Source organism: Polaribacter sp. YIW18 (assembly GCF_057219325.1).
The window spans coordinates 165,492-189,661 of record NZ_JBXVVE010000004.1; the positions used below are offsets into that span (position 1 = coordinate 165,492).

Annotated in this window: 18 protein-coding genes and 1 other RNA gene; 12 read left to right on the forward strand and 7 right to left on the reverse strand. The window is 30.6% G+C overall.

Annotation, left to right across the window (positions count from 1 at the left end; all coding sequences use genetic code 11):
* The first annotated feature begins 188 nt into the window (after nt 1-188).
* From AC2D6T_RS06105 to AC2D6T_RS06145, 9 genes are all read left to right on the forward strand, one after another.
* A complete protein-coding gene (locus AC2D6T_RS06105; protein ID WP_484680837.1) occupies nt 189-2,510 on the forward strand; it encodes an ATP-dependent helicase in 2,322 nt (773 codons plus the stop codon).
* Between the two features lie 137 nt (nt 2,511-2,647).
* Entirely contained in the window at nt 2,648-3,292 is a 645-nt protein-coding gene (locus tag AC2D6T_RS06110; RefSeq protein WP_484680838.1) for a DUF4290 domain-containing protein, read from the forward strand.
* Nucleotides 3,293-3,295: 3 nt separating this feature from the next.
* A complete protein-coding gene (gene murA, locus AC2D6T_RS06115) occupies nt 3,296-4,606 on the forward strand; it encodes a UDP-N-acetylglucosamine 1-carboxyvinyltransferase (RefSeq protein ID WP_298946550.1) in 1,311 nt (436 codons plus the stop codon).
* Between the two features lie 65 nt (nt 4,607-4,671).
* Nucleotides 4,672-5,220: an NUMOD4 domain-containing protein gene (locus AC2D6T_RS06120; protein ID WP_438988300.1), complete on the forward strand. Its 549-nt coding sequence runs from the start codon at nt 4,672-4,674 to the stop codon at nt 5,218-5,220.
* An 88-nt stretch (nt 5,221-5,308) separates the two neighbouring features.
* Nucleotides 5,309-5,857 carry a nucleotide exchange factor GrpE gene (locus AC2D6T_RS06125; RefSeq protein ID WP_484680839.1) on the forward strand — a complete coding sequence of 183 codons (549 nt, stop codon included), beginning with the start codon at nt 5,309-5,311 and terminating at the stop codon, nt 5,855-5,857.
* A 72-nt stretch (nt 5,858-5,929) separates the two neighbouring features.
* Entirely contained in the window at nt 5,930-7,066 is a 1,137-nt protein-coding gene (gene dnaJ / locus AC2D6T_RS06130; RefSeq protein WP_298946556.1) for a molecular chaperone DnaJ, read from the forward strand.
* A 186-nt stretch (nt 7,067-7,252) separates the two neighbouring features.
* Nucleotides 7,253-7,555: RNase P RNA component class A (gene rnpB / locus AC2D6T_RS06135), an RNA gene on the forward strand.
* Between the two features lie 584 nt (nt 7,556-8,139).
* Nucleotides 8,140-10,920, forward strand: coding sequence for a bifunctional aconitate hydratase 2/2-methylisocitrate dehydratase (locus AC2D6T_RS06140; protein ID WP_484680840.1), 2,781 nt, complete (start codon nt 8,140-8,142; stop codon nt 10,918-10,920).
* 186 nt (nt 10,921-11,106) lie between these two features.
* Complete coding sequence (locus tag AC2D6T_RS06145) at nt 11,107-13,374, forward strand: aconitate hydratase (protein WP_484680841.1); 2,268 nt, start codon at nt 11,107-11,109, stop codon at nt 13,372-13,374.
* Between the two features lie 49 nt (nt 13,375-13,423).
* On the opposite strand, the gene AC2D6T_RS06150 is transcribed toward AC2D6T_RS06145, so the two are convergent.
* The gene (locus tag AC2D6T_RS06150; protein WP_484680842.1) at nt 13,424-15,226 is read right to left on the reverse strand and encodes a DEAD/DEAH box helicase; all 1,803 of its coding nucleotides are present in this window, start codon (nt 15,224-15,226) and stop codon (nt 13,424-13,426) included.
* Nucleotides 15,227-15,366: 140 nt separating this feature from the next.
* On the reverse strand, nt 15,367-16,761 hold the full coding sequence (locus tag AC2D6T_RS06155) for a hypothetical protein (RefSeq protein ID WP_484680843.1): 1,395 nt from the start codon (nt 16,759-16,761) through the stop codon (nt 15,367-15,369).
* A 182-nt stretch (nt 16,762-16,943) separates the two neighbouring features.
* On the opposite strand from AC2D6T_RS06155, the gene AC2D6T_RS06160 reads away from it, so the two are divergent.
* Nucleotides 16,944-18,563: an ABC-F family ATP-binding cassette domain-containing protein gene (locus AC2D6T_RS06160; RefSeq protein WP_484680844.1), complete on the forward strand. Its 1,620-nt coding sequence runs from the start codon at nt 16,944-16,946 to the stop codon at nt 18,561-18,563.
* A 65-nt stretch (nt 18,564-18,628) separates the two neighbouring features.
* Here the strand turns inward: AC2D6T_RS06160 and AC2D6T_RS06165 are convergent, their stop codons facing one another.
* Nucleotides 18,629-19,570, reverse strand: coding sequence for a hydrogen peroxide-inducible genes activator (locus AC2D6T_RS06165; protein WP_484680845.1), 942 nt, complete (start codon nt 19,568-19,570; stop codon nt 18,629-18,631).
* Nucleotides 19,571-19,673: 103 nt separating this feature from the next.
* Between AC2D6T_RS06165 and AC2D6T_RS06170 the strand changes: the two genes are divergently transcribed.
* Complete coding sequence (locus tag AC2D6T_RS06170; RefSeq protein ID WP_484680846.1) at nt 19,674-20,147, forward strand: Dps family protein; 474 nt, start codon at nt 19,674-19,676, stop codon at nt 20,145-20,147.
* A 58-nt stretch (nt 20,148-20,205) separates the two neighbouring features.
* On the opposite strand, the gene AC2D6T_RS06175 is transcribed toward AC2D6T_RS06170, so the two are convergent.
* From AC2D6T_RS06175 to AC2D6T_RS06185, 3 genes are all read right to left on the reverse strand, one after another.
* Nucleotides 20,206-20,784, reverse strand: a complete 579-nt coding sequence (locus AC2D6T_RS06175; protein ID WP_484680847.1) for an acyloxyacyl hydrolase — start codon at nt 20,782-20,784, stop codon at nt 20,206-20,208.
* 71 nt (nt 20,785-20,855) lie between these two features.
* The gene (locus tag AC2D6T_RS06180; protein ID WP_484680848.1) at nt 20,856-21,743 is read right to left on the reverse strand and encodes a 3-hydroxyacyl-CoA dehydrogenase family protein; all 888 of its coding nucleotides are present in this window, start codon (nt 21,741-21,743) and stop codon (nt 20,856-20,858) included.
* 150 nt (nt 21,744-21,893) lie between these two features.
* Complete coding sequence (locus tag AC2D6T_RS06185; protein WP_484680849.1) at nt 21,894-22,853, reverse strand: Gfo/Idh/MocA family protein; 960 nt, start codon at nt 22,851-22,853, stop codon at nt 21,894-21,896.
* A 192-nt stretch (nt 22,854-23,045) separates the two neighbouring features.
* Here AC2D6T_RS06185 and AC2D6T_RS06190 point away from each other — a divergent pair, with 192 nt between their 5' ends.
* Nucleotides 23,046-23,687, forward strand: a complete 642-nt coding sequence (locus tag AC2D6T_RS06190; protein WP_484680850.1) for a protein-L-isoaspartate(D-aspartate) O-methyltransferase — start codon at nt 23,046-23,048, stop codon at nt 23,685-23,687.
* Between the two features lie 28 nt (nt 23,688-23,715).
* Here AC2D6T_RS06190 and AC2D6T_RS06195 read toward each other — a convergent pair whose 3' ends face one another.
* Nucleotides 23,716-24,138: a DUF2147 domain-containing protein gene (locus AC2D6T_RS06195; protein ID WP_298946580.1), complete on the reverse strand. Its 423-nt coding sequence runs from the start codon at nt 24,136-24,138 to the stop codon at nt 23,716-23,718.
* Between the last annotated feature and the right edge of the window lie 32 nt (nt 24,139-24,170).

The following is a 24,170-nucleotide window of genomic DNA, read 5'->3' on the forward strand; positions in this document are numbered from 1 at the left end:
ATATTCAAATAATTCGGGTTTTAAAACGAATACTTATAAATTCGGGTTTTAAGTCGAACTTGATAAAGTTCGGATATTAAGTCGAATTTACTGATGATAATTTGTGAATAAAAACTAAAAATCTTCTTTAAAAAAACGATAAGTTTGGTTAATTTCACACTTTAAAATACTTCATAAAAAATATTTCTTTGAGTAATTATTTAGATTCTTTAAACGAAGCACAAAAAATGGCAGTCTTGCAAAAAGACGGCCCCATGATAATTATTGCGGGTGCAGGTTCTGGTAAAACAAGGGTTTTAACTTATAGAATAGCCCATTTAATGCAACAAGGAGTAGATTCGTTTAACATTTTATCGCTTACGTTTACCAACAAAGCTGCAAGAGAAATGAAAGAAAGAATTGCAGGTGTTGTTGGGGTTAGTGAGGCCAAAAACCTTTGGATGGGAACATTTCACTCGGTTTTTGCTCGAATTTTACGTTCTGAAGCAGATAAATTAGGTTTCCCCTCTAATTTTACAATTTACGATACGCAAGACTCTGTTCGTTTGATTTCTTCTATTATCAAAGAAATGGGGTTGGACAAAGAACGTTACAAAGCCAAACAAATTTTAGGGCGTATCTCATCTTTTAAAAACAGCTTAATTACGGTTAGAGCGTATTTTAATAATTCTGATTTGCAAGAAGCAGACATGCATGCAAGCAGGCCAAAAGTAGGCGATATTTACAAAGAATATGTAGATAGGTGTTTTAAGGCAGGTGCAATGGATTTTGATGATTTGTTATTAAGAACCAACGAATTGTTGGCTCGTTTTCCAGACGTTTTAGCAAAATATCAAGATAGATTTCGTTATATTATGGTAGATGAGTATCAAGATACAAACCATTCACAATATATCATTGTAAGAGCTTTAGCAGATCGTTTTCAAAATATTTGTGTGGTAGGAGATGATTCTCAGAGTATTTATAGTTTTAGAGGAGCAAATATCCAAAATATCTTAAATTTTCAGAAAGATTATCCAGATGTAAAAACCTTTAAATTAGAACAAAATTATAGATCAACCAGTAATATTGTAAACGCTGCAAACTCAGTTATAGCAAAAAATAAAACAAAGTTAGATAAAGAAGTTTGGACGTCTAATGATGCTGGAGATTCTATAAATGTAATGCGTACTATTTCAGATGGAGAAGAAGGGCGTTTTGTAGCACAGTCTATTTGGGAAAACATGATGAACCATCAGTTAACGCCAGATAATTTTTGTGTTTTATATAGAACCAATTCACAATCTAGAGCCATAGAAGATGCTTTAAGGAAAAAAAATATCGACTATAAAATTTACGGAGGAATATCTTTTTATCAGCGTAAAGAAATCAAAGATATTTTATCTTATTTACGCATTTTGATCAACCCAAAAGACGAAGAAGCGTTAAAAAGAATTATCAATTATCCTGCACGTGGTATTGGTGCAACAACTATAGATAAGCTAACCATTGCAGCAAACCACTATAAAAAATCAATTTTCGATATTATAAAATATATCGATAAAATAGATTTAAAAATAAATTCTGGCACCAAAAATAAGTTACAGAATTTTATGAATATGATTTTGCGTTTGCAAATAGAAGCTAAAACCAAAAATGCTTTTGAAATTGCAGAAATTGTAGTAAAACAAACCCAATTAATAAAAGACTTAGAAAAAGATGGTACACCAGAAACTGTAAGTAAAGTAGAAAATGTACAAGAGCTTTTAAACGGAATTAAAGACTTTATTACAGATAAAATAGAGCAAGGCGAAGATGCTTCTTTAACATCTTTTTTAGAAGATGTGGCTTTAGCAACAGATTTTGATGCAAAAAAAGATAATGAGAAACCAAGCGTTTCTTTAATGACTATTCATCAATCTAAAGGATTAGAATATTTGTACGTTTACATTGTTGGTTTAGAAGAAAATTTGTTTCCCTCTGCCATGAGTATGAACACCAGAAGCGAGCTAGAAGAAGAGCGTAGGTTGTTTTACGTGGCCTTAACTAGAGCAGAAAAAGCAGCTTATTTAACCTATGCACAAACACGTTACAGATGGGGTAAATTGGTAGATGCAGAACCTAGTAGATTTTTAGAAGAAATAGACGATCAATTTCTATATTACATCACCCCAAAAGTGCCAGAACCTTCTATAAATAGGTTTGTAGACAAAAGTATTTTTGATGATGCTCCAAAAGGAATCCGTTTTCAAAAGCCAATTCAGCGAAAAAAAATGGAGCGAGATATGGCTAAAAAGAAAGAAGTCATTATTCCTAAAAATTTAAAAAAGGTATCAGAAACAAAATCAAAATCTAATTTGTTCGACAATAAGATTGCTGTGGGTAATATAATAGAACACGAACGTTTTGGTAGAGGAGAGGTACTTTCTTTAGAGGGAAAAGGACCTGATAAAAAAGCGCTGATTAAATTTAGTACAGCAGGAAAAAAGAATTTATTACTACGATTTGTAAAATTGAAAATTATTGGTTAAAAATCGTTAGTAAAACTAAAATAAATTGCTATTTTGCAACTTATAAAACTATCATATACAAACAAGTCTAATCTTGCACAGTAAAGACCTTATTTATTAAATTTTAATAAATAAAACATACTTCAAAAAATAAATAAATGACATACGACTTAGAATATAATTCAGAAAGACCATTAATGATCATTCCAGAATATGGAAGACACATCCAAAAAATGGTAGACCATTGTGTAGCTTTGGCAGATGCAGAAGAGCGTAATAAAATGGCAAAAGCCATTGTAGATGTAATGGGTAATTTACAACCACACTTGCGTGATGTGCCAGATTTTAAGCACAAACTTTGGGATCAATTATACATTATGTCAGATTTTAAATTAGATGCCAAGTCACCTTATCCAATTCCTTCAAGAGAAGAATTACAAGAAAAGCCAGAGCGATTGCCTTATCCAAAATACGCTTCTAAATATCGTTATTATGGGAACAATATTCAAACAATGATAGATGTTGCTCTAAGTTGGGAAGATGATGATAAAAAAGAAGCATTGGTGTATGCCATAGCAAATCACATGAAAAAATGTTATTTAAATTGGAACAAAGACACTGTAGATGATGCTGTAATTTTTAATCATTTATATGATTTATCTGATGGTAAATTAGATTTAAGAAACTCTGAAGAAGAATTATCTGACAGTAAAAACTTGTTAAGAAAAAGAAATACTCAAGGACAGAATAATTCTAAAAATCATAAAAAACAACACAATAACAAAAACAGAAAAAGATACTAGTCTATGGCGTCATTTAAAATAGAAGGTGGGCATAAATTAAAGGGAACAATAACACCGCAAGGAGCAAAAAATGAAGTTTTACAAATCCTTTGTGCAGTTTTATTAACACCAGAAAAAGTTATTGTAAACAATGTACCAGATATTATAGATGTAAATAAACTAATCTTTATTCTGGGTGAATTAGGAGTTAAAGTAGAAAAACTATCAATAAACTCTTATTCTTTTCAGGCAGATAACATTAATTTAAAGTATTTAGAATCAGCAGATTTTAAAAGAGATGGTAGCTCTTTAAGAGGTTCTATTATGATTGTTGGCCCACTTTTAGCACGTTTTGGTAAAGGATACATACCAAGACCAGGAGGAGACAAGATTGGTCGTAGACGTTTAGATACACATTTTGAAGGTTTTATCAAATTAGGTGCCAAGTTTAGATACAATAAAGAAGAATCTTTTTATGGAGTAGAAGCAGACCAATTACAAGGTGTAGATATGTTGTTAGATGAAGCTTCTGTAACAGGAACCGCCAATATTTTAATGGCAGCAGTTTTGGCAGAAGGCACTACCAAAATTTACAATGCAGCATGCGAGCCTTACATTCAACAATTATGTAAAATGTTGAATGCAATGGGTGCTAAAATTAGTGGTGTTGGTTCAAATTTATTAATTATAGAAGGTGTAGATGCTTTAGGTGGTTGTGTGCATTCAGTTTTACCAGATATGATAGAAATTGGTTCTTGGATTGGTGTTGCAGTTATGACACAATCAGAACTTACTATAAAAAACGTTTCGTGGGAAAACCTTGGACAAATACCCAACGTATTTAGAAAATTAGGCATCACTTTAGAAAAAAAAGGAGACGATATTTACATACCAGAACAAGAATCTTATGAAATACAAAATTACATAGATGGTTCCGTTTTAACAGTAGCAGATGCACCTTGGCCAGGTTTTACACCAGATTTGTTAAGTATTGTTTTAGTAATAGCAACACAAGCAAAAGGTACTGTTTTAATACATCAAAAAATGTTCGAAAGTCGTTTGTTTTTCGTTGATAAATTAATAGACATGGGCGCAAAAGTTATTTTGTGCGATCCACATAGAGCCACTGTAATTGGGCACAATTTTCAATCGCAATTAAAAGCAACTAAAATGACCTCTCCAGATATTAGAGCAGGTATTTCTTTATTAATTGCAGCGCTTTCAGCAAAAGGAACCTCCATTATTAATAATATAGAGCAAATAGATAGAGGTTACGAAAATATAGAAGCTCGCTTAAAATCCATTGGTGCAAAAATAGAACGTATTGAAGATTAGTAATAAATATCTAAAAAAAAATATATGAAAAAGTAAAATATTTTATAAACCAAAATATTTTAAAAATGATAAGAAATTTATGGAATGAAGAATGGAAAAATATTCAATTCGATGAAAAAATTTCTGAAAAAGAAAAATTTAAAATTTCCAACTACGGAAGAATAATTAATTGTAAAGATGAAAATAAAGAGTTTTTAAAAAATGAAAACTATACAAATGGTTATGCAACTATTTCTTTAAAACAAAAAGTAAATGGAAAAAATACAGCAAGATATATACATAAATTAGTAGCACAACATTTTTTAAAAAAAGAAAATGAAGCGCAAGTTTTTGTGATTCACTTAAACTATGATAAAAAAGATAATACTTTAGAAAATTTAAAATGGGCTACAAAAAGAGAAAAAGAATTACATCAATTTAAAAATCCAAAGTTTATAGAATCTCGTAAAAGTATAACTTATGGGAAACTATCTGTTGGTAAAGTAAAAATTATTAAGCGCCAACTTCAAAATAAAAATAATAGAATTACAATGATTGCTAAACGTTTTGGTGTTTCAGATACACAAATACATCGTATAAAATCAGGCGAAAATTGGGTGGAAGTTCAAATATAAAAATATAAAATAGTGTCAGTTTGACACTATTTTTTTGTTGGCAACATTTTTGCCAATTATTAGTAGATAATTTAATGATTACAAAGAAATGAGTAAGAAAGAAAATATACAAGAAGAAGAAATAAAAAATGAGCAAGAAACTTTGCAAGTTGAACAAAATCAAGAGGTTGAACCAGAGGTTGTAAAAGAAGAACCAACAGCAGAAGAGCTTCTTCAAACAGAAAAAGACAAGTTTTTACGTCTATTTGCAGAGTTTGAAAATTATAAAAAAAGAACCACTAAAGAAAGAATAGAGCTTTTTAAGACAGCAGGACAAGAAGTTATGACATCTTTGCTGCCAGTTATAGATGATTTTGAACGTGCCTTGTCACATATTAAAGAAGACAAAGAATCAGAAGAATTAAAAAAAGGTGTATTGTTAATTTATAATAAATTTTACAACACTTTAGAGCAAAAAGGGTTGTCTAAAATAGAAACCGAAGCTGGCGATGTTTTTGATGCAGAAATTCACGAAGCAATTACACAAATACCTGCAACTACAGAAGATATGAAAGGTAAAATTATAGATTGTGTAGAAAAAGGATACAAGTTAGGAGATAAAATTATTCGTTATCCAAAAGTGGTAATAGGACAATAAGACTATAGTCTCTCGTTTTTAGCCGATAGTATTTACTATCGATTAAATTACTAAAGACTAAAAAATAAAACAATGGCAAAACAAGATTATTACGAAATATTAGGTATCTCAAAATCTGCTTCTCAGGCAGAAATAAAAAAAGCATATAGGAAAATGGCTATCAAATATCATCCAGATAAAAATCCCGATGATAAAACTGCTGAAGAGAAATTTAAATTAGCAGCAGAAGCCTACGAAATTTTAAGCGACGAAAACAAAAAAGCAAGATATGATCAGTATGGTCATGCAGCCTTTGATGGTCCTCAAGGTGGAGGAGGCTTTGGAGGTGGAGGCATGAATATGGATGACATATTTAGCCAGTTTGGAGACATCTTTGGAGGTGGTGGCTTTGGTGGTGGTTTTGGTGGTTTTGGTGGTGGTGGAGGCCAGCGTCAAGCCAGAGTTAAAGGAAGCAATATGCGAATACGAGTAAAGCTTACTTTAGAAGAAATTGCAAAAGGCGTAGAGAAGAAGGTTAAAGTTCGAAGAAAAGTACAAGCAGAGGGTGTAACATATAAAACGTGTACTACTTGTAATGGTTCTGGGCAACAAATGCGTGTTACCAATACTATTTTGGGTAGAATGCAAACAGCTACAACTTGTAGTACCTGTTCTGGAGCTGGAGAAATTATGAGCAGCAAACCCAATGGTGCAGATATACAAGGGTTAATTGTAAAAGAAGAAACAGTTTCTATAAATATACCTGCAGGTGTTACAGAAGGTGTACAATTGAAAGTTGGAGGAAAAGGAAATGAAGCTCCAGGTAAAAACTCTATAGCAGGAGATTTATTAGTTTTAATTGAAGAAATTCAACATGAAAACTTAAAAAGAGAAGGGACAAACATTCATTACGATTTGTATATTAACTTTTCTGAAGCAGTTTTAGGAGCAAGTAAAGAAGTAGAAACAGTTACAGGAAAAGTAAAAATAAAAATAGAACCAGGTACACAATCTGGTAAAATTTTAAGATTAAAAGGAAAAGGTTTACCAAGCATAGAAAGATATGGTACAGGAGATTTCTTAATCCATATTAATGTTTGGACACCACAAGAATTAAGCAAAGAACAAAAATCTTTTTTCGAAAATATGTTAGAAGATGAAAACTTTACACCAGCACCAAATAAGTCTGATAAATCATTTTTTGAAAAAGTAAAAGACATGTTTTCATAGTATTATATTAATAAACATTTTAAATGCATTTAATAAATAGAATTTGTTTTTTTTAAAATAATAAATACTATATATTTGCAAAGTTGTTAAGCAATTAACAACATTTTTCTTTTTCATAGCAATTTTTCCCACTCAATTTATTGAGTGGGTTTTTTTTAAAAAGAAATTGTAATTTTGGATATTATTAAAGCAGGCTTATCTTATCGACTTATTATATAAGTAGGAAAGTCCGGACACCATAGAGAATCATAGCGGATAACATCCGTCCAACGTAAGTTGAGGACAAGTGCAACAGAAAGCAAGTACAGTTAGGCTGTAGTGAAACCAGGTAAACTCTATGAGGTGCAATGCCATGTAAATTAGAGTTAGAGAGTTTCTCGCTCGATTCTAAAGGGTAGGCAGATAGATTCTAAAAGTAATTTTAGAACTAGATAAATGATAAGAACCTTTTAAAGGACACAGAATTCGGCTTATTAGCCTGCTTTTTTATTTTGATTTTTATAAAAAAAACACGAAAATTATTAAGTAGAAAAATGTAATTTATACACAGTTTAATAATTATCGCACCCATTTTCTCATAATTGGGAACTCTTCTTTTTTGCAAAGGTTCATCCATTCTAATAGAGGTAAACCTATATAATTTTTATTTGTAAATTGTTTAATTTAAAATCTTGATTCAGGATCTTCAAGATCTAGATTTTCTGTTTTTTTTAGATTTAAAACAAGATTTATTTTCTTACGTAAAATTTAATCAACGTTTAAAAAAAATTAGATGAAGTAAGTAAATAAAACTCTCTAATTTATATAGTCATTATGATAACAACTTAGCATAGTTAGTAAAATGACTTTTTTAATTATTTTTTAAGTAAATGCAAAAAAAGACGGTTTTATTTGAGTTAAATTTAGTTAATTTTCAAATATTCTTTTTTTATTCATTAATTCTTGCATTCTTTTAATTATACTTGAAAGTTACTAGAAAAAATGTATTTTTGTCAAATTAAATTAACCAAAAAATAAAGCACTATACCTTAGCTAAAATAGAGGTGTAAATTTTTAGAAAAAATAACTTTCTCATGCATACTTACAAAGACTACCTTATAGAAATTGAAGAACGTAAAGCGCAAGGTCTCCAACCAAAACCTATTGATGGTCAGGAATTATTAAGCGACATAATTTCACAAATAAAAGATATAAATAATCAGTATAGAGAAGATTCTCTAAACTTTTTTATATATAATGTACTACCAGGTACAACAAGTGCAGCTAGTGTAAAATCAAAATTTTTAAAAGAAATCATTTTAGGGGAATCTAAAGTTGATGAAATTACAACTGAATTTGCATTCGAGTTACTATCTCATATGAAAGGTGGTCCATCAATTACAGTTTTGTTAGATTTAGTATTACTAGGTAAAGACATTGAAATAGCGAAACAAGCTGCAGAGGTTTTAAAAACCCAAGTTTTCTTATACGAAGCTGATATAGAAAGATTAGAAGACGCTTATAAAAAAGGATGTCCAATATCAAAAGAATTATTGGAAAGCTATGCTCAGGCTGAATTTTTTACAAAACTTCCAGAAGTAGAAGAAGAAATTGAAGTGGTTACTTATATAGCAGGTGTTGGAGATATTTCTACAGATTTACTATCTCCAGGGGCAGATGCACATTCTAGATCTGATAGAGAATTACACGGTCAATGTATTTTTGAGCATAATAAAGATATGCAAAATGAACTTTTAGCTTTAAAAGAAAAACACCCAGATAAGCGAGTAATGTTAGTTGCTGAGAAAGGAACTATGGGAGTAGGCTCCTCTAGAATGTCAGGTGTAAACAATGTTGCACTTTGGACAGGTGTAGAATCTAGCCCTTATGTACCTTTTATTAACATAGCTCCTGTTATTGCAGGTACAAACGGAATTTCTCCAATTTTCTTAACCACAGTAGGGGTAACCGGTGGTATTGGAATAGACTTACAAAATTGGGTAAAACAAAAAGATGCAGAAGGAAATACTATTGTAGATAAAGATGGCGAACCAGTTTTAAAGCAAATGTATTCAGTTGAAACAGGAACAGTTTTAACAATTAATACTAAAGAAAAGAAGTTATATAGTAATAATGTTGCGTTAAAAGATATTTCCACAGCCTTAACTCCACAGAAAATGGAATTTATCAAAGCAGGTGGCTCTTATGCAGTTGTTTTTGGTAAAAAACTACAAACAATTGCTTGTAAAATATTAGGAATAGATATTCCTCAAGTATATGCTACTTCAAAAGAAATTTCTATTGAAGGTCAAGGTTTAACTGCTGTAGAAAAAATATTCAACAAAAATGCAGTTGGTAACACTCCAGGAAAAAAATTACACGCAGGTTCAGATGTTCGTGTAGAAGTTAATATTGTAGGTTCTCAAGACACCACAGGTTTAATGACTTCTCAAGAATTAGAAATGATGGCTGCAAATGTGGTATCTCCAATTGTTGATGCAGGTTATCAATCTGGTTGTCATACAGCTTCAGTTTGGGATGATAAATCAAAAGCAAACATTCCTAGATTAATGAAATTTATGAATGACTTTGGCTTAATTACTGCACGTGATCCAAAAGGAAATTATCACGCAATGACAGATGTTATTCACAAAGTTTTAAATGATATCACAATTGATGATTGGGCTATTATCATTGGGGGCGACTCTCATACACGTATGTCTAAAGGCGTTGCTTTTGGGGCAGACTCGGGTACTGTAGCTTTAGCATTAGCAACTGGTGAGGCAACAATGCCAATTCCTCAGTCTGTAAAAGTTACTTTTAAGGGAGATATGAGAAGTTTTATGGACTTTAGAGATGTAGTTCATGCAACGCAACAACAAATGCTAAAGCAGTTTAAAGGTGAAAACGTTTTTCAAGGAAGAATTATTGAAGTTCACTTAGGGACTCTTACTGCAGACCAAGCGTTTACATTTACAGATTGGACTGCAGAAATGAAAGCAAAAGCATCTATTTGTATTTCTGAAGATGACACATTAATTGAGTCACTAGAAATTGCCAGAGATCGTATACAAATTATGATTGAAAAAGGAATGGATAATGAAAAACAAATGTTACAAGGCTTAATAGATAAAGCCAATGCTAGAATTACTGAATTAAAAACAGGAATTAAGCCAGCGTTAACACCAGATGCAGATGCTAAATATTATGCAGAAGTTGTTATTGATTTAGATGAAATAGCAGAACCAATGATTGCTGATCCAGATGTTAACAATAATGACGTTTCAAAACGCTATACACACGATACAATTAGACCGTTATCTTTTTATGGAGGAACTAAAAAAGTAGATTTAGGTTTTGTAGGTTCTTGTATGGTTCATAAAGGAGATATGAAAATATTAGCTCAAATGCTAAAAAATATTGAAGCTCAACATGGTAAAGTGGAGTTTAAAGCTCCTTTAGTAGTCGCCCCTCCAACCTACAATATTGTCGATGAGCTAAAAGCAGAAGGAGATTGGGAAGTCTTACAAAAATATTCAGGTTTTGAATTTGATGATAATGCTCCAAAAGGATTGGCAAGAACTAAATATGAAAATTTATTATACTTAGAACGTCCAGGATGCAACTTGTGCATGGGGAATCAAGAAAAAGCAGAGCCAGGAGATACAGTTATGGCAACATCAACACGTTTATTTCAGGGTAGAGTAGTAAAAGATTCTGGAGAGAAAAAAGGAGAATCACTATTGTCATCTACTCCCGTAGTTGTATTGTCTACAATTTTAGGCAGAACACCAACTATGCAAGAATATGAGAAGGCTGTAGATGGTATTGTTTTAACCAAATTCAAACCATCTCAAAAACAGCTGGTTGGATAATAAAATTTTAAAAATAATTAAGCTCAAGTTTTACTTGAGCTTTTTTTTTATTGTAATTAAAAATCAAACAATAATAATTTAATAGAAAATAGATATAGTGCCATAAGATAAAGTTAGTAAGAGAAATTGTTATCTAATTTTTTTTATTTAAATTAGAGAGTAAAAATAAAAAAAAACTCAAACTATATGGCTTTTGATATTAATATGATTAAAAAAGTCTACGCGAACGTTGTAGAACGTGTAGATGCAGCACAAAAAATTACAGGAAAACCTTTAACTTTAGCAGAAAAAATATTGTACTCTCACCTTTGGGACGGGAATCCAAGTAAGGTTTTTACCAGAGGAAAAGATTATGTAGATTTTGCACCAGATAGAATTGCATTACAAGATGCAACAGCACAAATGGCGTTATTGCAATTTATGCAAGCTGGTAAATCTAAAGTTGCGGTTCCAACCACTACACACTGTGATCATTTAATTCAAGCAAAAAACGGTGCCAGTACAGATTTACAATCTGCGTTAAATACAAGTAACGAGGTTTTTAACTTTTTAGAATCTGTATCTAATAAATATGGTTTAGGTTTTTGGAAACCAGGTGCAGGTATTATTCATCAAGTAGTATTAGAAAATTATGCATTCCCTGGAGGAATGATGATTGGTACAGACTCTCATACAGTAAACGCTGGTGGTTTGGGTATGGTTGCCATTGGTGTTGGTGGTGCAGATGCAGTAGATGTAATGGCTGGTATGCCTTGGGAATTAAAATTTCCCAAATTAATAGGTGTAAAATTAACAGGTAAACTTTCTGGTTGGACGGCCCCAAAAGATGTTATTTTAAAAGTAGCAGATATATTAACCGTAAAAGGCGGTACAGGTGCTATTGTAGAATACTTTGGTCCTGGAGCAACATCAATGTCTTGTACTGGAAAAGGTACAATTTGTAACATGGGGGCAGAAATAGGTGCTACAACATCTACTTTTGGGTATGATGATTCTATGGAACGTTATTTACGTGCTACAGATAGAGATGATGTTGCAGATGCAGCAAACCAAGTCAAAGATTATTTAACAGGTGATGCAGAAGTGTATGAAAATCCAGAAAACTATTTTGACCAAGTAATAGAAATTAACTTATCAGAATTAAGTCCGCTTTTAAACGGGCCATTTACACCAGATTTATCTACTAAAGCTGGTTTAGAAATGACTAAAAAGGCAAATGAGAATGATTGGCCATTAAAAGTTGAATGGGGATTAATAGGTTCTTGTACAAACTCTTCTTACGAAGATTTATCAAGAGCATCTTCTATTGCACAACAAGCTATTGATAAAAATTTAAAAACAAAAGCAGACTTTGGGATCAACCCAGGTTCTGAAAAAGTAAGATATACTGCTGATAGAGACGGTATTTTAGGAGTATTTGAAAAATTAGACGCAACAATATTTACAAATGCCTGTGGACCATGTATTGGGCAATGGGCTAGATATTCAGATCCAAAAAATGCACCCAAAAACTCTATTATTCACTCTTTTAATAGAAACTTTGCTAAACGTGCAGATGGTAATCCAAATACACATGCCTTTGTAGCATCCCCAGAAATGGTGGCAGCTGTAGCTATTGCTGGTCGTTTAGATTTTAATCCAATGACTGATAAGTTAATCAATGAAAATGGAGAAGAAGTAATGTTAGATGAACCAACAGGATGGGAATTACCTCCAAAAGGTTTTGAAGTAAAAGATGATGGTTTCTTAGCTCCAGAAGAAGATGGAAGTCATGTAGAAATTGCTGTAAAAGACGATTCTGAAAGATTGCAATTATTAGAGCCTTTTACACCTTTAGGATCAGAAATTAAAGGAGCAAAATTATTAATAAAAGCCTTTGGAAAATGTACAACAGATCATATTAGTATGGCAGGTCCATGGTTACGTTTTAGAGGGCATTTAGATAATATTGCAAACAATACTTTAATTGGTGCAGTAAACGCATTTAACAAAAAAACAAATTTTGTAAAAAACCAATTAACAGGTGAATATGGTGGTGTGCCTGATGTACAGCGTGAGTATAAAAAAGAAGGTGTAAAAACGGTTGTTGTAGGAGATCACAACTATGGTGAAGGTTCTTCAAGAGAGCATGCTGCAATGCAACCACGTCACTTAGGTGTTGCTGCTGTAATTGTAAAATCTTTTGCACGTATACACGAAACAAACCTAAAAAAACAAGGAATGTTAGGCTTAACTTTTGCAAATGAAGCAGATTATGATTTAATTCAAGAAAATGATACTTTTAACTTTTTAGACTTACATGAGTTTGCACCAGAAAAACCTTTAACAATAGAAGTTGTTCATGCAGATGGTAGCAAAGATATTATTAAAGTGAACCACACATATAATGATGCTCAAATTGCGTGGTATAAAGAAGGTTCTGCTTTAAATTTAATTAAAAAGCAAAACGCTTAATATTATAAAAAAAAACTCCTGAATTTCTTCAGGAGTTTTTTATAAAAACTTATCTTTCTCTCCGTCTTCTACCAAAACCACCAGATTTTCTATCTCCAGAATTTTTAGGTCTATCACTAGAGCTTCTATCAGATCTTTTTCTTCCACCTCTTTCGGAAGAGCCTTCAGAGCTTCTTTTTCTTCCAAATCCTCCATCTTTTTTTCCAAAGGGTTTTTTACCGCGTCTTCTTCCACCACCAGAACGTTCTTTTTTAGTAATTTCTACATTTACAGAGCGTCCGTCAAAATCTGGTTGATTTTCTTCAAAAGCAGCTAATGTTTCGTTTTCGAAATTTTTATCTATTTCAAAGAACGAAAATGTATCTAAAATATCAATAGCACCAATTTCTATTTTATCACCTATATTTTGGTCATTAATTAAACCAATTAATTTGGCAGGGTTTAAACTATCTTTTCTACCAATGTTGATAAAGAAACGAGTCATGTTTTCATTTGTAGCTCTTGCTCTAGAGTTTTCTCTAGATGATAAATCGTTTAAATCTTTAGCATTTTCATAATAAGCTAACATGGTGTTAAACTCTAAAGAAACAAATTTTTGAATCAATTCTTCTCTGTCTAAAGCGGCAAGTTTTTCGTAAATAGTTGGTAAAAACTCGTTAATTTCAGATTCGTTAACTTTTGTAGCTTGTACCTTATCAATTAAATTCATCAACTGATTTTCTACAATTTCTTTACCGGTAGGTACTTTAGTTTCTACAAATTTCTTTTTAATAATTCTTTCAATTGCTCTTAGTTTTCCTTTTTCTTTACCGTTTACTAAAACAATAGAAATACCTTTATTACCAGCTCTCCCTGTTCTACCACTTCTATGTGTATAGTTTTCTATTTGATCTGGTAATTTATGATTTAAAACATGCGTTAATTCAGTAACATCTAAACCTCGTGCAGCAACGTCTGTTGCTACTAATATTTGTATGGTTTTTTTACGAAACTTACCCATAACAGAATCTCTCTGACCTTGAGATAAATCTCCATGTAAAGCATCTGCACTATACCCATCTTTTATTAAGTTATCTGCAACTTCTTGTGTTTCTCTTCTGGTTCTACAGAAAATAATTGCGTAAATATCTGGGTTTAAATCTGCAATTCTTTTTAATGCTGGGTAACGTGTTCTTTCTGTTACCGAGTAATATTCATGACTTACGTTATCAGAACCTTGGTTCTTTTCACCAGAAGTAATTTCTACTGGTTTGGTCATATAGTTTTTTGCAATAGCTTCTACTTCTCTTGGAAAAGTTGCTGAAAAAAGTAGGGTTTGTTTGGTTTCTGGAGTTGCTTCTAAAACTTTGTCCAACTCATCTTTAAAGCCCATGTTAAGCATTTCATCTGCCTCATCTAATACTAACCATTGTACATTGCCTAACTTTAAGGCTCTTCTATTAATTAAATCTACCGTTCTACCTGGAGTACCCACTACAATTTGAGATCCTCTTTTTAAAGATCTAATCTGTGTATCCATATTAGCACCACCATAAACCGTTGTTACTTTTACTTTTGGTAAATATTTACAAAAATCTTCTATGTTTTTACCAATTTGTACTGCAAGTTCTCTTGTTGGTGATAAAATAATAGCTTGTACATTGCTATTATCTTCATTTAAAAGTTCTAATATTGGTAAACTAAAAGCGGCTGTTTTACCGGTACCTGTTTGTGCAAATGCTTTTAAATCGTCTGTAGATGAAATAATTTGCGGAATTGCTTTTTCTTGAATAACAGTTGGTTTTTCGTAACCTAAATCTGTTAATGCATTGTTTATAGGTGCTTTTAAACCTAATTCTAAAAATGTTGACATTACTGTGTTTTTGTAGATTCACAGAACGCCCACCTGCAAATCAATTTATAATTTCGACTTGATTTTTATTCGAGTATATCTCAAAAATAAAACCGTGCAAAGGTACAGCAAATTAAATAGATAGCAAGTTTAAACTTGTTTTAATTATTTTTAGTGAGTTGTTTTAGCTGATAATAGATGTTTTGCGAAGCTATTGAAGCATAGCCATTTTCTACAATACCATTTTTGTTTACCAAAATAGTTCTTGGCATACCACTAGTTAAAAAGTTATTTTTTAGATTTTTGGTATTGATGTAATATTGATTTTTTATATCAATATTAGGAATTCTATTTAAGCTATTGCCATCTATTTCTATAATAGCAATATTTAAATCTGGAAATTTATTTTTAAGAAAAGGGATTCGAGTGCTTAAAAAAACTTTTGAATAATAATCTTCATTCCAAAAAACCAATAATGAGTTTTTGTTTAAAACAAAATCTTGAATGTTTATAGGTTGTTCTGTAAAATCATAAAATAGAAAATCTTTAATCTCATCACCTTTGTGTATGGCTTCACCATCATTTAAAATATTTTTAACCAACGATTTGTCTTTAACATTTGTACTGTATTTAAAAAAGGTATCAAAAGTTTTTGTATTAAAATTACAGCTAGATTTTTTGTAAAAATGTTCTAAAACAGTACTTTTTAAAAAGGCATTTTTAGAATTCTCAGAGCTTATTTTATCGTTTATAGATTTTAATAAGTCTACCGTAAAATTAGCAGTGTATTCATTTTTCATAGGTTTATAACCTAGAGCATATGTAACATTATATAAATAATCTCTTATATATCTTGTGTATGGTGGATAATACATTAGAGAATCGTTATTAAAATCTATATAATTTCTGTGGTTATAAAAATTACTTTTTGTTTCTATAAAACTATTGTGTTTATTTATTTTACTGTGGTTTAAGGGGTATCTTTCTATTCTAGAAAAAATAGGGTAGGTAAGTGCAATTTTTAAAAGTTTAAAATAATTATCTGTTTCTTTAGTATGATCTTTTACATAATCATTATAGGTATCTAATCTTATTTGAAGTATAGAATCTATTTTATTTTTGAAGATGGTTGGCTTAAATTTATTAAGTAGATAATAAGATCTTCTATCATTCTCATCTTCTAAAAAAATATCTATTAAAATATTGTTTCTTTCGGCACCTTTACCTGCGTAAACTAAAGATTCATCAAAATCCCATGTGTTTAAACGCAACATTAAACTGTCTTTAGGCTCTAAATATATGTATTGGTTTTCATTGCCATGTTCAAAGTAGTAAAGTCCTTCTTTTAAAGAAGTAAATTCTGCTAAAAACTTATTTTTATTATCTAATAAAATTGTATCAATTACTTTATCCTTAGCATATAAGACAACATATTTTGTTTTTGGGTTTATTATTTTACCACCAAAAAATGTAGGTTTATTTTTTTTAGAGTCCGTACAACTAATAGTTAATACTAAAAGTGTTAGGGATATATATAAAAATATGTTTTTTATCATTTATCATTTAAGTCTTGTGAACAAATTTAGAAATTTGGGACTGTTGTTCTTGTTAATTCACTGTTAAAATAGCCTTAAAAAAACTGCCAATATTATTAAAGATAGTGCAAAAATCTCTTGTATTTAAAGATTGTTAAGCAAAATGTAATTTGTACTTTTGCACAAAATTTAAAAATACAATTATGTTATCAGTTTCTAACTTATCTGTACAGTTTGGTAAGCGTGTTTTATTTGATGAAGTAAACACTAAATTTTTGCAAGGAAATTGCTATGGTATTATCGGTGCAAATGGAGCAGGAAAATCTACTTTTTTAAAAATTATTTCTGGTAAGCAAGAACCTACTTCTGGACAAGTACACTTAGAAACAGGAAAACGAATGTCTGTGTTATCTCAAGACCATTACGCTTATGATGAGTTTCCTGTTTTAGAAACGGTAGTTATGGGTAACAAAGAATTGTTTTCTATTAAAAAAGAAATAGATGCTTTGTATGCAGATTATACTGATGAAAATGCTGAAAAAATAGGAGAACTACAGGTAAAGTTTGAAGAGATGAATGGTTGGAATGCAGATTCTGATGCTGCAGCAATGCTTTCTAATTTAGGCATTGCAGAAGATTTGCATTACACTTTAATGAAAGATTTAGATGGTAAACAAAAAGTACGTGTTTTAATTGCACAAGCTTTATTTGGCAATCCTGATGTATTAATTATGGATGAGCCTACCAATGATTTAGATTTTGAAACCATTGCTTGGTTAGAAAATTTTATTGCAAATTTTGATAACTGTGTAATCGTAGTATCACACGATAGACACTTTTTAGATGCTGTTTGTACGCATATTTCTGATATCGATTTTGGTAAAATCAACCATTACTCTGGTAACTATACTTTCTGGTATGAGTCTAGCCAATTAGCAGCAAAACAACGTGCTCAACAAAACAAAAAAGCAGAAGATAAAAAGAAAGAATTAGAAGATTTTATACGTCGTTTTTCTGCTAATGTTGCAAAATCGAAACAAGCAACATCTCGTAAAAAAATGATAGACAAGTTAAATGTAGAAGACATTAAACCTTCTAGTAGACGTTACCCAGCTATTATTTTTGATAGAGACCGAGAAGCAGGAGATCAAATATTAAATGTAGAAGGTTTGTCTAAGAGTTTTGAGGATGAAAGTCTTTTTAATGAGGTACATATAAATTTGAATAAAGGAGATAAAGTAGGCGTAATTTCTAAAAATTCTAGAGCTATTACTGCTTTTTATCAAATTATTACTGATAATGAAAATGCAGATGACGGTAAACATTCTTGGGGTGTAACAACTACACAATCGTACTTACCTTTAGATAATTCAGATTTTTTTCAAAATGGAGATTTAAACTTGGTAGATTGGTTAAGACAATATGCACAAACCGAAGAAGAACGTGAAGAAGTTTTTTTACGTGGGTTTTTAGGAAAAATGATTTTCTCTGGAGAAGAAGCTTTAAAGAAAAGTAACGTTTTATCTGGAGGAGAAAAAGTACGTTGTATGTTATCTAGAATGATGATGAAAAGAGCTAATATTTTAATTTTAGATGAGCCAACAAATCACTTAGACTTAGAATCGATACAATCTTTAAACAACGCCTTAATTAACTTTAAAGGGACTGTGCTATTTTCTACACACGACCATGAGTTTGCACAAACGGTTGCTAACAGAATTATAGAATTAACTCCTAAAGGAGCTATAGATAGATATGCTACTTTTGACGAATACTTATCGGATCCAAAAATTAAAGAATTACGAGAAAAAATGTATTCTTAGTTATTTAATAATAAATACTAAAAAAAAAGGAAGCGGAAGAGCTTCCTTTTTTTATGATAATAATTTTATTTATTTTGCAAAGGACTAATAATTTTTACATCAGAAAAAGAAATAGCACCTCTAACTACACCATCAATAGTCTTTTTTAAAGCCTCTATTAATTGCATTTTTAATTGCGATTTATGGTAAATTAAACTCACCTCTCTTGCTGGTGGTGGATTTGTGAATTCACGTAAGTGTCTTTTATCAACATCGCTTAAATCAAGGGTATGTAAATAAGGCAACAAAGTCATTCCTAAGCCTTCTTTAGATAATTTTATTAAGGTGTCAAAACTTCCACTTGCCAACTGAAACCCTTTTTTATTATCTATTTTGTGATTTCTGCATAAATTTATTACACTATCTTTAAAACAGTGTCCATCTTCTAACAATAAGATATCTTCCATTTCTAACTCACCTTCAGTAATTTGTTTGTTATTAAAAAGTCTGTGGTTTTGCGGAATTAAACCCACAAATGGTTCATAATACAAAGGTTTTTCTTTAATTGCCTCATTTTCTAGCGGTGTTGCAGCAATGGCTGCATCAATGTGACCATCAGTTAACTTTCTAACAATTTCTTCTGTAGTTAGTTCTTCTACAATCAATTTTACTTTTGGATATTTTTTAGTAAAATTATTTAAAAACATTGGTAATAAAGTAGGCATTATAGTTGGTATAATACCTATTTTAAACTCACCCCCAATAAACCCTTTTTGTTGGTGTACAATATCTATTATTCGGTTACTTTCGTCAACAATAACTTTGGCTTGCTCTACTATTTTTTTACCCACAGCAGTGAGTTCAATAGGTTTTTTAGAGCGATTAAATATTTGTACTTTCAATTCATCTTCTAGCTTTTGAATTTGCATACTTAACGTAGGTTGCGTAACAAAGCTATGTTCTGCAGCTATGGTAAAATTTTGGTATTCTGCAACAGATAAAACATACTTTAATTGGGTAATTGTCATTTTATATAATAATTTTCGATAAAGATATTAAAACTATCAATATTTACTATGGTAAATCGTTATAAATTTTTTGTAATTTTAAAATAAATAAAAATAGAAGAATATGAGTATATCAATAATAGGATTAGACAAAAAAGAAAGTGCAAATTTAGTAAATAAATTAAATGGTTTATTGGCAAATTTTCAAGTATATTATCAAAATTTAAGAGGTTTACATTGGAATATTAAAGGAAAGAACTTTTTTGAATTACATGTAAAATTCGAAGAATTTTACACAGACTCTCAAGTTAAAATAGATGATATTGCAGAACGTATTTTAACTTTACAAGGTAAACCATTGCACACGTTTACAGATTACATAGAAAATGCATCTGTACCCGTTGGAAAAGATATTTCTAATGATGTTGAAGCTGTAAACTTAGTTGTAAACTCTTTATCAGAATTATTAAAAATTGAAAGAGAAATATTAGACCTTTCTGATGAGGCAAATGACGAAGGTACTAATGCAATGATGAGTGATTTTATATCTGAACAAGAAAAAACAATTTGGATGTTAAACTCTTGGTTAGGTAACTAAATTATTTAAAAACTTACAATCTAAAAAACGCTACAAAATTTAAGTTTTGTAGCGTTTTTTAGTTTAAAATATATTGCAAACCAACTTCAAAACCCAGAAACGAATAACCATTATTTGGTTTTTTAGTATCAAAATTAGAAACATGGCCAATATTACTCCCTATATATAACGTAGTTTGTTTGTAAAATTGGTAACACAAACCTAAAGAGCCATTTTCTAAAAAGGTAAATCCTTTAGCCAAACGTTCAGTACTAGTATCTATGGTAGCAACCCCTAAACCAATAGTTGCTAAAAATTTTATATTTTTTAATAATTTTTTTTTTAAAACAAAACCCAACTCAAAACCATATAAATTAATGTTTTTAGGTGATGTAAACTCTGTTCTTTTTTCTAAGTAATTTAATTCTGAAGGTAATACAAATTGTTCATTATCAAGTTGATGATAAATTCTTTGATATTGTGGTTGTACAATTAATTCAAAATCTAAAGATTTCCAGCTACCTAGATAGTAAAAAGCTTGTATTTTGTAGGTTTTTGTATTGTACGAATAATCTTTATCATCAAAAATAAAGTTTTTTTCGTTGGCATAATTGTATAAAAAGCCAATTTTTTTAAGTTTTAATTTATCAATTTTCACCTGAGCTTTTATGGTAGTAACTGTAAAAAAAAATACAATGAGAAATAAAAATATCTTTTTCATATATCAACTTAAGAAAACATACTCGCTACTTTTTCTGCTTTTCTGCTTTCTGAATAATCGTAAAAACCTTCACCAGATTTTACCCCCAATTTACCAGCCACCACCATATTTACTAATAATGGGCAAGGAGCATATTTAGGATTTTTAAATCCATCATACATTACATTTAAAATAGACAAACAAACATCTAAACCAATAAAATCTGCCAACTGCAAAGGTCCCATAGGATGTGCCATTCCTAACTTCATAACCGTATCAATTTCTGCAACACCAGCAACTCCATTATATAGGGTTTCAATAGATTCGTTAATCATGGGCATTAAAATTCTATTAGCAACAAAACCAGGGTAATCATTTACCTCAACAGGAATTTTATTAATTTTATTTGCCAAATTTACAGTAAAATCCATTACAGTATCAGAGGTATTGTAACCTCTTATAATTTCTACCAACTTCATAATTGGCACAGGATTCATAAAGTGCATCCCAATAACTTTATCAGGTCTATTTGTTTTCGCAGCAATTTGCGTTATAGAAATAGAAGAAGTATTGGTTGCTAAAATGGTGTCTTTAGGGCAAAACTTGTCTAATTCTTTAAAAATATTACCTTTTAAAGCAACATTTTCTGTAGCAGCTTCCACCACTAAACTTGCATTTTTAACCCCCTCTTTAATAGAAGTATAGGTTGTTATATTTGCTAATGTATTGTTTTTATCATTTTCTAAAATTTTTTCTTTAGCAACCATTCTATCCAAATTTTTACTAATGGTAGCCAAGCCTTTTTTTAGAGCATTTTCAGACACATCTATAAGTTGTACACTATAATTAAACTGTGCAAAAGTGTGTGCAATTCCATTTCCCATAGTTCCTGCACCTATTACTGCTATGTTTTTCATTGTATTTTTTTTTGGGCGTTTTAACAGGCTTTCGCTACTCGCTTTTCGCTTTTGGCGTAAGAGCTCAAACAGGTCGCTCAATCCTTAACGCATTTATTAATCAACTTTATTGATATATTGTTACTTACTGCAATTCTAAATTTTAATTGTTTAAAAACAATCAATAATCATTTGTGCAACACGTAAAGCTTCAGCACCTTGGTGTAAAGAAACAATTGGTTTTGTACCATTATTTATGGCATCTGCAAAAGCTTCTAATTCATCTAAAATGGCGTTGTTATTTTTAACTTCAGGATTATCAAAGTAAATTTGTTTTTTTATACCTTCTGCATTTTGCAAAATCATAGCAAACTCATCGGGTTTTTCAGGTACATCTTTCATTCTAACCACTTCCGATTTTTTCTCTAAAAAATCTACAGAGATATAAGCGTCTTTCTGAAAAAAGCGAGATTTACGCATGTTTTTCATAGAAATTCTACTAGCTGTTAAATTGGCAACACAACCATTTTCAAATTCTATTCTTGCATTGGTAATATCTGGAGTTTCAGAAATTACAGAAATACCACTAGCGTGTACATTTTTTACTTTAGAATCTACAACCGAAAGTATAATATCTATGTCATGAATCATTAAATCTAGTACAACAGGTACATCTGTTCCTCTAGGATTAAACTCTGCCAATCTATGAGATTCTATAAACATAGGTGTATCTATTTTATCTTTTACAGTTGTAAAAGCTGGGTTAAAACGTTCTACATGACCTACTTGACCTTGTACATGAAATTGGCTTGCCAAAGTTTTAATAGCCTCTGCCTCTAAAACCGTTTTGGTTATGGGTTTTTCTATAAAAATATGACACCCTTTTTCGATAGCTACTTTTGCACATTCAAAATGAGATAAAGTTGGGGTAACAATGTCTACAACATCTACAGCTGCAATTAAATCATCGATAGAATCAAACAATTTATAGCCAAATTCTTTAGAAACTTTCTCTGCATTTTCTTTAAAAGGATCAAAGAAACCTACCAATTCATATTTTTCTGATTGTTGTAATAAACGAAGATGAATTTTACCTAGATGACCAGCACCTAAAACGCCTGCTTTTAGCATAAAATGTATTATTTTATTTTGTCTGCTCGAGCGCAGTCGAGAGGTTTGTAATTAATTATAAGATAGTTCTTGACTGCGCTAGAACTGACATATTAAATAATAAAAATTAAAAAATGCCAAAAACAAAGATACAATTTTATGAGTTTGTAATTAGAATTATTCTTATTTTTAGCTCATAGAAATTTGTTAAAATTGAGAGACACTTCGAAACACCAAGGACTTAGAAATCAGTTAGCTAAAGTATTAATGGCTAAAGGTATTACAGATAAAAATGTATTAGAAGCAATTCGTAAAATTCCACGTCATTTATTTATAGATTCTAGTTTTGAGGCGCATGCATACCAAGACAAGGCTTTTCCTATTGCAGCAGAACAAACCATTTCTCAACCTTATACAGTGGCATTTCAATCGGAAACTTTGGCTGTAAAACCCGAAGAAAAAGTGTTAGAAATTGGTACAGGTTCTGGTTACCAAACCGCAGTTTTATTAGAATTAAATGCAGAAGTATTTACCATAGAAAGACAACACGAACTGTTTAAAAAAACAAGTTTTTTTTTACCTAAAATAAGTTACAAACCAAAGAAATTTATTTTTGGCGATGGGTATAAAGGTTTACAAGATCAAGCTCCTTTTGATAAAATAATTGTAACTGCTGGAGCACCATTTGTGCCCAAACCTTTACTTTCTCAATTAAAAATAGGAGGGATGCTGTTAATACCTGTAGGAGATAAAACACAAATTATGACACTTTTTACAAGAAAATCTGCCAAAGAATTTGAGAAAAAAGAATTGGGTGATTTTGCTTTTGTGCCAATGTTAGAAGAAAAGAACTAGTTTTTGTTTTATAGTTTTTTTTACAAAATTAAATAACTCTTTCCCAATAAGCAGTTTTTCCAAAAAATGAAACACCAATATAGCCTCTTATTTTTAATTTATTAGGTTCTTCTATCTTAATATAACACTTGTAAACTTTTCCATTTCTTGGATCTAAAATAGTACCTCCAGACCATTCATCGTTCTCTTTTTCTAAACCAGATAATATATTTAAACCTAGTATTGGTTTGTTTTTATTTTCTCCTTCACAAGCAACACAAAGTGCATTTTTTCTATCAGGATTTAAAATTTCTATAATTTTAGCATACGCTTTCCCATCCTTTTTATATACTTCTAAAACGGAATCTACCTTACCAGCATCGTTTTTAGAGTGCCATTTACCAAAGATAGTTTGTGCATTTATGCCAATTGAAATTAATACGAATAAAAATGTAATACTTACTGTTTTCATACCTGAGAAGTTTTAATTATTTTGTGAAAATA